The following is a 9539-nucleotide window of genomic DNA, read 5'->3' as shown; positions in this document are numbered from 1 at the left end:
CGCCCCACGGACGTGGGGCGGGCCTCCTGTCGGAGTCCGTCGGGTCAGACGGTGTCGTCGTCCGGACGGGTGCCGAAGACGATCTCGTCCCAGCTGGGCATCGCCCGGCGGCTGCGCTTGCGGCGGTCCGAGCGGCTGTCGCCGTCCGGGACAGCGGTGGGGCGGGCCTCCGGCTGCGGGGCGGTGTCCGAGTCGTCGACCGGGGACACGGGCAGGTCGACGAGCCCGACCGAGGTGCCGCGCGGGGCGTCCTGCTGGTCGGGGAAGGACGCGGCCTCGCGCTCACCGCGGCGACGACGGAGCGCCTCGAGCAGGTCCGCGGTCTCGTTGCCGGGCGCGCGCTCCTCGACGTACGAGGTGCCGATGCGGGGGAGCGGCGGACGCAGCGAGGTGCGTTCGACGGCCTCCGGGGCAGCGGGTTCCTCGGCGACGGGCTCCTCGACGTGGAAGGCGCCGGAGTCGAACCGGGTGCCGTCCTCCTCCTGACGCTCGTACTCGACGGCACGGAGGCGCGGGGCGATGCCCTCGTCCTCGGTGTGCGACAGGCGGTGCGCGTCACCGTTGTCCGGCACGAGCGTGGCGGTCTTCGGGTCGAAGCGCCACTGGGCGTCGTGCTCGACCTCGGCCGCGGTGTAGCGGACCTGCACCTGCCAGCCGTTCTCGACGTGCTTCCAGCTCGACCACGCGATGTCGGTGGCGTCACCGGACTCGAGGCGGGCCGTGATGGCCGCGCCGAAGGTGTCGGGCGACGCGTCGTCGACCGGGGTCACACTGACCCGTCGGGCGGCGTCCAGGACGAACGCGCGCTCGGCGAGCACCGGACCCTCGAAGCGGCGGACGTAGTCGACCTCGACCCCCAGGACGGCGGCGACGTCGGCGGCGTCGGAACCACTGCGTATGCGCGCCTGCACGTCCTTCGGCGAGACGCGCTTCTGCGGCCCGGAGTCGGGGTTCGCCTGCCGGACCTGGCCCGGGAGCGACGCGGTGACGGGCAGCCGGAACTCGGTCCCGCCGTCGGTCGCCAGGAGGAGTGACCCGGATTCGACTCCGATGACTCTCACGTCTTGCATGGGTTCCGCCCTCCGCTGCCTGCGTACGGTCGTGCCTCGTACCCGAGGAGTATGCAGGCCGCTGCAGCACTTTCCGCGCAGGCACCCGGCGTGCCGCGCGTCTCGTCCCCGGCATCGGGAATGGTCGGGATGCGCGCCGGGTTGCACGGCCAGAACGCACCGCTCGAGTACTCGGTTTGCACTCGGACGGGCCGTGGTGCAAACTGTCGCCGCCGAATCCGGCGACGACCTCTCGATACGAGAAATGGATGGGCATGGCCACCGATTACGACGCCCCTCGGAAGACCGACGACAACTCTGACTCGGAGTCGATCGAGGCCCTCAAGGAGCGCGTCCCCGACAAGATGTCGGGAGTCGTCGACGACGATTCTGACAACCCGGGCAGCTTCGAGCTCGCGGGCCAGGACCTCAGCGACGTCGACCTCGACGTCGTCGTCCTGCCCCCGCAGGTCGACGAGTTCACCTGTGTGGAGTGCTTCCTGGTGAAGCACCGCTCGCAGCTCGACCACGAGACGAAGCTCGGCCCGGTCTGCATGGAGTGCGCTGCACTCTGAGACACCGACCGAACGCCGGAACGGCCCGCATCCTGCTGGATGCGGGCCGTTCCGCATGTGCGGGGTGCGGGGTGCGCGGTCAGGCCGGTCCGGTGACGTTCGTCTGCGTGGCGCCGCTCGTCAGGGCGCGGGTGACGGCCTCCGGGTCGCGGACGCTCACGAGCCAGTACGGCGTCGGGTCGGCGGCGTCCCGGACCTCGACCTTGACGACCCCGTGCACGTAGCCGCGGAACAGGGTCCAGGCGCGCGCGTCCAGCTCCGGTCCGCGCTGGCTCGTCGCGGCAGCGCCGTCGAACCCGGCGACCTCGCCGACGACCGAGCGGGGCAGGTGGGCCCGTCCGGCACGGAACTCGGTGTCCGTCACCTCGATGACGGGTGCGAGTGCCCACAGGAGCAGGAGCACGCCGAGCTCCATGCCGATGGCCACGGCGACCCCGGCGGTCGCGCTGATGGGCAGGAAGACGAGGAGGCTCGCGGGGATGACGAGCGCCGTCGCCAGGTACAGGGCGGGCGGGGCCCACAGTCGTTCGCGGTACACGGTCACCCCTCCATTCGACCACGAGCCGCTGCGTGCTCGGAGCAGGTCACGGATCGGTCACGGTCTGCACTACCCTCGTCTCGTGACCGAAGCAGTCGACGTCCTCTGGACCGGCAACGCCGCCCCCGTGTTCGCCAAGCCCGGCGACGCCGGGGCCGACCTGGTGTCCGCCGAGTCCTTCGTGCTCGCGCCCGGGGAGCGCCGCCTGGTCGGCACCGGGCTCGCGATCGCCCTGCCGGACCAGCACGTCGGCTTCGTCGTGCCCCGCAGCGGGCTCGCGGCCAAGCACGGCATCACGATCGTGAACGCGCCCGGCACCATCGACTCGGGCTACCGCGGCGAGGTCAAGGTCGCGCTGCTCAACACGGACGCCACCGAGCCGTACGCGGTCCAGGTCGGCGACCGGATCGCGCAGCTCATCGTCCTGCCGGTGCCCCGCGTGACGTTCACGCAGGTCACCGAGCTGCCGGAGAGCGTCCGCGGACAGGGCGGGTTCGGGTCGTCGGGCTACGGTGACCGCACCGGTCACCAGGGGTCCGCCGACGTCGTCGACGCCGAGCAGGACACCGAACGGAACGGCGGAGCGGGAGCGCCCGCCGACATGCACGAGCAGGGTCTGGAAGGGACGCGGTCATGAGGATCGGACGACGCAAGCGCGACGAGGTCGAGGTCGCCGAGGCCGTGGTGGACGACGTCGAGATCGGCGGGCCCTCGCCCGAGATCGAACTCGCCGACGACGCCGATGCGGGCTTCGACGAGGTGCTGGCCACCGAGTCGACCGACAAGTCGGCGCCGCTGGACCGCAGCGACAACGGCCCCCTCGACGAGACCGAGGCGAACCTGGTCCGTCCGTACGTCGACCTGGGTGGCGTGAAGATCCTGCCGCGCGAGGGCCTGCACCTCCGCCTCGAGGTGGAAGAGGACTCGCAGCGCGTGGTCGCCGTCGGGCTCGACTTCGACGACTCGACCCTGCAGGTGCAGCCCTTCGCCGCACCGCGTTCGACCGGCCTGTGGCACGAGATCCGCGCGCAGATCGCGGAGCAGATCCAGCAGCAGGGCGGTGTCGTGACCGAGGTCGACGGCCCGTTCGGCCCCGAACTCCGCGCCCAGGTGCCCGTCGTCGGTGGCGAGGGTGTCACCGACGGCGTCCGTGCGGCCCGGTTCGTCGGCGTCGACGGTCCGCGCTGGTTCCTCCGTGGCGTGATCGCCGGCAAGGCCGCCGACCAGCCCGACGACTCCGCCGACATCGAAGAGCTCTTCCGCAGCGTCGTCGTCGTGCGTGGCACGACCCCGATGCCGCCGCGCGACCTGATCCCGCTGCACATGCCGAAGTCGGCGCAGTCGACCATCTGACGCGGCTGCGGCCGACCTCACGAACCAGCCTGGAGGCCCGGTGACGGACCACGACGACCGCTCGCGTCCCGATGCGGTCACCCCGGACCCCTTCGCCGAGGAGCGCGCCGAACCGCTGTCGCTGCAGGCTCAGCTGCGCGACGCGGTGCGGAACGCGGGCATCGGGCAGGTCGCCCCGGGGGAGGCCCCGTCCGGCAAGGCCCTGCTGACGGCCGTCGGTGGTGTCCGCGGGCTCGCCGAGTCGGTGCTGCCGGGCTTCGCCTTCCTGATCGTCTACGCGATCACGAAGGAGGTCGTGCCGAGCGTCGTCGTCCCGGTCGTGATCGGGCTCGTCTTCGTGGTGCTCCGGCTGCTCCAGCGCCAGTCGATCATGATGTCCTTCGCCGGCATCTTCGGCGTCGCGATCTCGGCGGGCCTCGCCCTGCTGACCGGTCGCGCCGAGAGCAACTTCATCCCCGGCATCGTCATCAACGCGGTGTTCCTGGCGGTCATCCTCGTCACGCTGGCGATGCGGCGGCCGCTGATCGGCCTGATCGTCGGGCTGCTCGTGCCGGGGGACGACGACGGGCACGACTGGCGGGACGACCCGGCCAAGCGACGTGTGCTGACCGTGGCGACGTGGATGTGGGCCGGGCTCTTCGCCTTCCGCCTGGCTTTCGAGATCCCGCTCTGGTTGGCAGCGCAGGTCGAACTGCTCGCCGGCATCAAGCTCATCACCGGCGTCCCGCTCTACGCAGCCCTGCTCTGGGTGACGTGGCTGCTCGTCCGGACCGTCTTCGTCAAGGACGAACCCGCCGCGGTGTAGAGTTGTCTCGACGTCAAGACACTTTCATCCGGGCACGACGGAGTCCCCGGGTTTAGGTTCACCTTGCTGGTGGGACGTCCCGCGGCCCGCGAGGATGAGGGCACACCGATCAACAGGGAGGCGGCACAGTGGCTGCAGTCAACAGCTTCGGCTCGAAGGACACACTCTCGGTCGGGGGTGTCGACTACGCCATCCACCGGATCGACGCCGTGCCCGGGCACGAGAAGCTCCCGTACAGCCTCAAGGTGCTGCTCGAGAACCTCCTGCGCACCGAGGACGGCAAGAACGTCACCGAGGGCCAGATCCGCGCGCTCGGCTCGTGGAATCCCGAGGCCGACCCGGACACCGAGATCCAGTTCTCCCCGGCCCGCGTGGTCATGCAGGACTTCACCGGCGTCCCGTGCATCGTCGACCTCGCCACCATGCGCGAAGCGATGGCGGAGATCGGCGGCGACCCGAACAAGATCAACCCGCTGTCCCCGGCCGAGATGGTCATCGACCACTCGGTCATCGCGGACCTCTTCGGCAGCTCGGACGCCCTCCAGCGCAACACCGACCTCGAGTACGAGCGGAACGGGGAGCGCTACCAGTTCCTCCGCTGGGGCCAGACGGCGTTCGAGGACTTCAAGGTCGTCCCGCCGGGCACCGGCATCGTCCACCAGGTCAACATCGAGTACCTGGCGAAGGTCACCTACACGCGGGACTTCGACGGCGAGACCTACGCCTACCCGGACACCCTGGTCGGCACCGACTCGCACACCACGATGGTCAACGGCCTCGGTGTGCTGGGCTGGGGCGTCGGCGGCATCGAGGCCGAAGCGGCGATGCTCGGCCAGCCGGTGTCGATGCTCATCCCGAAGGTCGTCGGCTTCAAGCTCTCGGGCGAGATCCCCGCTGGCGTGACCGCGACCGACGTGGTGCTCACCATCACCGAGCAGCTCCGCAAGCACGGCGTGGTCGGCAAGTTCGTCGAGTTCTACGGCGAGGGCGTCGGCGCGGTGCCGCTCGCGAACCGCGCGACCATCGGCAACATGAGCCCCGAGTTCGGCTCGACGGCCGCGATCTTCCCGGTCGACGACGTCACGCTCGACTACCTGCGCCTGACCGGTCGCGACGAGGCACAGATCGCCCTGGTCGAGTCCTACTCGAAGACCCAGGGCCTCTGGCACGACCCGTCGGTCGAGCCGGCCTACTCGGAGTACCTCGAGCTCGACCTCTCCACGGTCGTCCCGTCGATCTCCGGCCCGAAGCGCCCGCAGGACCGCATCGTCCTGTCGCACGCGAAGGACCAGTTCGAGGTCGACCTCGCCAACTACGCGAGCATCGACCACACCGAAGAGGACAAGGCCGTCGCGGACACGTTCCCCGCCTCCGACCCGGTGGCCGCGGCCCCCGGCGACGAGCACGCGGTCGACGACCTGCAGGACGCACCGGCGTCCGAGGTCCCGGCCCACGCCTCCAGTGCGCCCGGCACCGTGTCCAAGCCGACCTCGGTCGCCATCGCCGACGGTGACCCGTTCACCATCGACCACGGCGCCGTCGCGATCGCGGCGATCACGTCCTGCACGAACACGTCGAACCCGTCCGTGATGATGGCCGCCGGCATCCTCGCCCGCAACGCGGCGAAGAAGGGCCTCAAGGCCAAGCCGTGGGTGAAGACCACCCTGGCCCCCGGGTCGAAGGTCGTCACGGACTACTACGAGAAGGCCGGACTCACGACCTACCTCGAGGACCTCGGCTTCTACACGGTCGGCTACGGCTGCACCACCTGCATCGGCAACTCCGGCCCGCTGCCGGACGAGATCTCGCAGGCCGTGCAGGACAACGACCTCGCCGTCACCGCGGTGCTCTCCGGCAACCGCAACTTCGAGGGCCGCATCAACCCCGACGTGAAGATGAACTACCTGGCCTCGCCGCCGCTGGTCATCGCGTACGCCCTCGCCGGTTCGATGCACTTCGACTTCGACACCGACTCGCTCGGCACCGACACCGACGGCAACGCGGTGTACCTCAAGGACATCTGGCCCGACACGGCCGAGGTCCAGCAGGTCATCGACGCCTCGATCGACACCGAGATGTTCACCCACGAGTACGGCTCCGTGTTCGAGGGCGACGATCGGTGGAAGAACCTGCCCACCCCGACCGGTGACACGTTCGAGTGGGACAGCGAGTCCACCTACGTGCGGAAGCCCCCGTACTTCGATGGCATGACCATGCAGCCGGACGCGGTCTCGGACATCTCGGGTGCCCGCGTGCTCGCGAAGCTCGGCGACTCGGTCACCACCGACCACATCTCGCCGGCTGGTTCGATCAAGGCGGACAGCCCGGCGGGCAAGTACCTCGCCGACCACGGTGTCGACCGCAAGGACTTCAACTCCTACGGCTCGCGTCGCGGCAACCACGAGGTCATGATCCGTGGCACGTTCGCGAACATCCGTCTGCGCAACCAGCTGCTCGACGGGGTCGAGGGCGGCTACACCCGCGACTTCACCACGCCCGACGGTGCCCAGTCGTTCATCTACGACGCGTCTGAGCACTACCAGGCGCAGGGCACCCCGCTCGTCGTCCTGGGTGGCAAGGAGTACGGTTCCGGTTCCTCCCGTGACTGGGCGGCGAAGGGCACGAGCCTGCTGGGCGTCAAGGCCGTCATCACCGAGAGCTTCGAGCGGATCCACCGGTCGAACCTCATCGGCATGGGCGTCGTCCCGCTGCAGTTCCCGGCGGGCGAGTCGATCGAGTCCCTCGGGCTCGACGGCACCGAGTCCATCTCGATCTCGGGTCTGACCGCGCTGAACGACGGCACCACGCCGAAGACGGTGCACGTCACGGCCGAGCCGACCGAGCACTCGCCGGCCGGCAAGCAGCCGATCGAGTTCGACGCGGTCGTCCGCATCGACACCCCGGGTGAGGCCGACTACTACCGGAACGGCGGCATCCTGCAGTACGTCCTCCGCTCCCTCGTCTGACCCCTCGCAACACGCAACCTGGGCGGCTGCCCGCGGCGGTACTCCGTTGCGGGTAGCCGCCCAGGTTGCGTTGCGCGGAGGACGGGAGGCGCGTGGCGGGCCGTCACCGCGCCTCCAGTCCGTGTGCCGGTCGCGCGCATAGAGTGGGCCGTCAGCCGTACGAAAGGAGCGCCCGTGAGCCTGCTCGCCAGCATCACGTCCCCGCGCGACCTGAAGCGTCTCTCCGACGCGCAGATGACCGAACTCGCCGCCGAGATCCGCACCTTCCTGGTCGCCGAGGTCGCCAAGACCGGCGGCCACCTCGGGCCGAACCTCGGCGTCGTCGAACTGACCCTCGCCATGCACCGGGTCTTCGAGTCGCCGCACGACCCCTTCGTCTTCGACACCGGCCACCAGTCGTACGTGCACAAGCTCGTCACCGGGCGCCAGGACTTCTCGCACCTGCGTGAGCGCGGCGGCATCGCCGGCTACCCGCAGCGCAGCGAGTCGGAGCACGACATCGTCGAGTCCTCGCATGCGTCCTCGTCGCTGTCCTGGGCGGACGGCATCTCCCGCGCCTTCCAGCAGACCGGGCAGTCCGACCGCACGGTCGTCGCGGTCGTCGGCGACGGCGCCCTCACCGGTGGCATGACGTGGGAGGCCCTGAACAACATCTCCGACCAGAACGACCGCCGACTGGTGATCGTGGTCAACGACAACGGCCGCTCGTACGCGCCGACGATCGGTGGGATGGCCCGGTTCCTCAGCTCGGTCCGCACCCGTCGCGAGTACCGCACGCTGTACGAGAAGAGCCGTGCCGCTGCCGACCACTTCGGCGCGCCCGGGCGCGCGGTGTACCGCGGCCTCCGCGGCGGGCTGCACGGCTTCCTGTCGCGCTTCACGAACAACGAGGCGCTGTACTCGAACCTCGACATCAAGTACATCGGCCCGGTCGACGGCCACGACCAGCAGGCAATGGAGGCGGCGCTCCGGCAGGCGAAGGGGTACGGCTCGCCGGTCATCGTGCACGTGATCACCGAGAAGGGGCACGGCTTCGAGCCCGCGCTCCGCGACCAGGCGGACCAGTTCCACGCCGTCGGGCACATCGACCCGGAGACCGGCGAGTCGCTCGACAAGGCCTCGGGGCCGTCGTGGACCTCCGTCTTCGCCGCCACCCTGGCCGAGGTCGGTCACGAGGACCCGCGGATCATGGCGATCACCGCCGCGATGCTCCGACCCACCGGGCTGCACCTGTTCCAGCAGGCCCACCCCGACCGGGTGATCGACGTCGGCATCGCCGAGCAGCACGCGGTCACCACGGCCGCGGGTCTGGCGTACGGGGGACTGCACCCCGTCGTCGCCCTGTACGCCACGTTCCTCAACCGGGCGTTCGACCAGGTGCTCATGGACGTCGCCCTGCACCGCGCCGGGGTGACGTTCGTCCTCGACCGGGCCGGCATCACCGGTCCGGACGGCCCCTCGCACCACGGCATGTGGGACCTGGCGCTGCTGCAGGTCGTCCCCGGCGTCCGGATCGCCGCGCCGCGCGACGCCGTCACCCTGCGCGAGGAGTTCCGGGAGGCCGTGGCCGTCGACGACGCGCCCACGGTCCTCCGGTGGTCCAAGGGCCAGGTCGGACCGGACATCCCCGCGGTGTCCCGGACGGCGGACGGGGTGGACGTCCTGCACGCGTCGGAGGCGTCGGAGGACGTGTTGATCGTGGCCGTCGGGTCGATGGTGCCGACCGCACTCGAGGCCGCCGGGCTGCTCGAGGCGCAGGGCATCGGCGTGACCGTCGTCGACCCGCGGTGGGTGGTGCCGATCCCGGCGTCGCTCATCGACCTGTCGCGCGACCACCGGCTCGTCATCACGATCGAGGACGGCGTCCGCGTCGGCGGCGTCGGGACCCGGTTGCGGCAGGACCTCCGCGCTGCCGGGGTCGACACGGGTGTGAACGAGCTCGGGCTGCCGGACGAGTTCATCGCCCACGCCAGTCGTGGTCAGATCCTCGCCGATGCCGGGCTGACGGCGCAGGCGATCGCCCGCGACGTCATCGACCAGGTCGTCGGGACGAAGGTGCCCCAGGCGAAGCCGGCGCGGTCGCGGGAGTCCGCGGAGCGCTGACGCGGGCCGCGCGGCCGCGGTGCCCGGTGCGCTTCGGCGTCGCCCAACAGGAACCGCCCCGCACCAAGGGCTCCCCTGGTGCGGTGTCGTATTCACAACTCCGAGCCCACCCGACGCCCCCAGAAAGCTCGGTGGGAGGCGGGGGGGGGG

Annotated in this window: 7 protein-coding genes and 1 pseudogene; 6 read left to right on the top strand and 2 right to left on the bottom strand. The window is 70.6% G+C overall.

Annotated elements, in window-relative coordinates; translation table 11 throughout:
- Window positions 1–44 precede the first annotated feature (44 nt).
- Window positions 45–1070, bottom strand: coding sequence for a septation protein SepH (sepH, locus tag QCD68_RS15965; RefSeq protein WP_301223733.1), 1026 nt, complete (start codon window positions 1068–1070; stop codon window positions 45–47).
- Window positions 1071–1324: 254 nt separating this feature from the next.
- Here sepH and QCD68_RS15960 point away from each other — a divergent pair, with 254 nt between their 5' ends.
- A complete protein-coding gene (locus QCD68_RS15960) occupies window positions 1325–1624 on the top strand; it encodes a DUF4193 domain-containing protein (protein ID WP_110825450.1) in 300 nt (99 codons plus the stop codon).
- A gap of 79 nt (window positions 1625–1703) precedes the next feature.
- On the opposite strand, the gene QCD68_RS15955 is transcribed toward QCD68_RS15960, so the two are convergent.
- Window positions 1704–2168, bottom strand: a complete 465-nt coding sequence (locus tag QCD68_RS15955) for a DUF3093 domain-containing protein (protein WP_221851900.1) — start codon at window positions 2166–2168, stop codon at window positions 1704–1706.
- 76 nt (window positions 2169–2244) lie between these two features.
- Here QCD68_RS15955 and dut point away from each other — a divergent pair.
- From dut to dxs, 5 genes and pseudogenes are all read left to right on the top strand, one after another.
- Window positions 2245–2673 (top strand): annotated as a pseudogene (gene dut / locus QCD68_RS15950) (dUTP diphosphatase); the annotation flags it as partial.
- Window positions 2674–2795: 122 nt separating this feature from the next.
- Window positions 2796–3515: a DUF3710 domain-containing protein gene (locus QCD68_RS15945; protein ID WP_301223732.1), complete on the top strand. Its 720-nt coding sequence runs from the start codon at window positions 2796–2798 to the stop codon at window positions 3513–3515.
- Between the two features lie 40 nt (window positions 3516–3555).
- Window positions 3556–4320: a DUF3159 domain-containing protein gene (locus tag QCD68_RS15940; RefSeq protein WP_111073289.1), complete on the top strand. Its 765-nt coding sequence runs from the start codon at window positions 3556–3558 to the stop codon at window positions 4318–4320.
- A 128-nt stretch (window positions 4321–4448) separates the two neighbouring features.
- A complete protein-coding gene (locus QCD68_RS15935; protein WP_301223731.1) occupies window positions 4449–7286 on the top strand; it encodes an aconitate hydratase in 2838 nt (945 codons plus the stop codon).
- 174 nt (window positions 7287–7460) lie between these two features.
- The gene (gene dxs, locus QCD68_RS15930; RefSeq protein ID WP_301223730.1) at window positions 7461–9389 is read left to right on the top strand and encodes a 1-deoxy-D-xylulose-5-phosphate synthase; all 1929 of its coding nucleotides are present in this window, start codon (window positions 7461–7463) and stop codon (window positions 9387–9389) included.
- The last annotated feature ends 150 nt before the right edge of the window (window positions 9390–9539 follow it).

The sequence above is a fragment of the Curtobacterium sp. PsM8 genome, from assembly GCF_030433875.1.
Classification (GTDB): domain Bacteria; phylum Actinomycetota; class Actinomycetes; order Actinomycetales; family Microbacteriaceae; genus Curtobacterium.
This window is presented reverse-complemented; position numbering and strand designations above follow the sequence as displayed.

Coding starts and splice junctions, on each gene's coding strand:
- sepH (WP_301223733.1), bottom strand. CDS start 1,070: ATGCAAGACGTGAGAGTCATCGGAGTCGAATCCGGGTCACTCCTCCTG.
- QCD68_RS15960 (WP_110825450.1), top strand. CDS start 1,325: ATGGCCACCGATTACGACGCCCCTCGGAAGACCGACGACAACTCTGAC.
- QCD68_RS15945 (WP_301223732.1), top strand. CDS start 2,796: ATGAGGATCGGACGACGCAAGCGCGACGAGGTCGAGGTCGCCGAGGCC.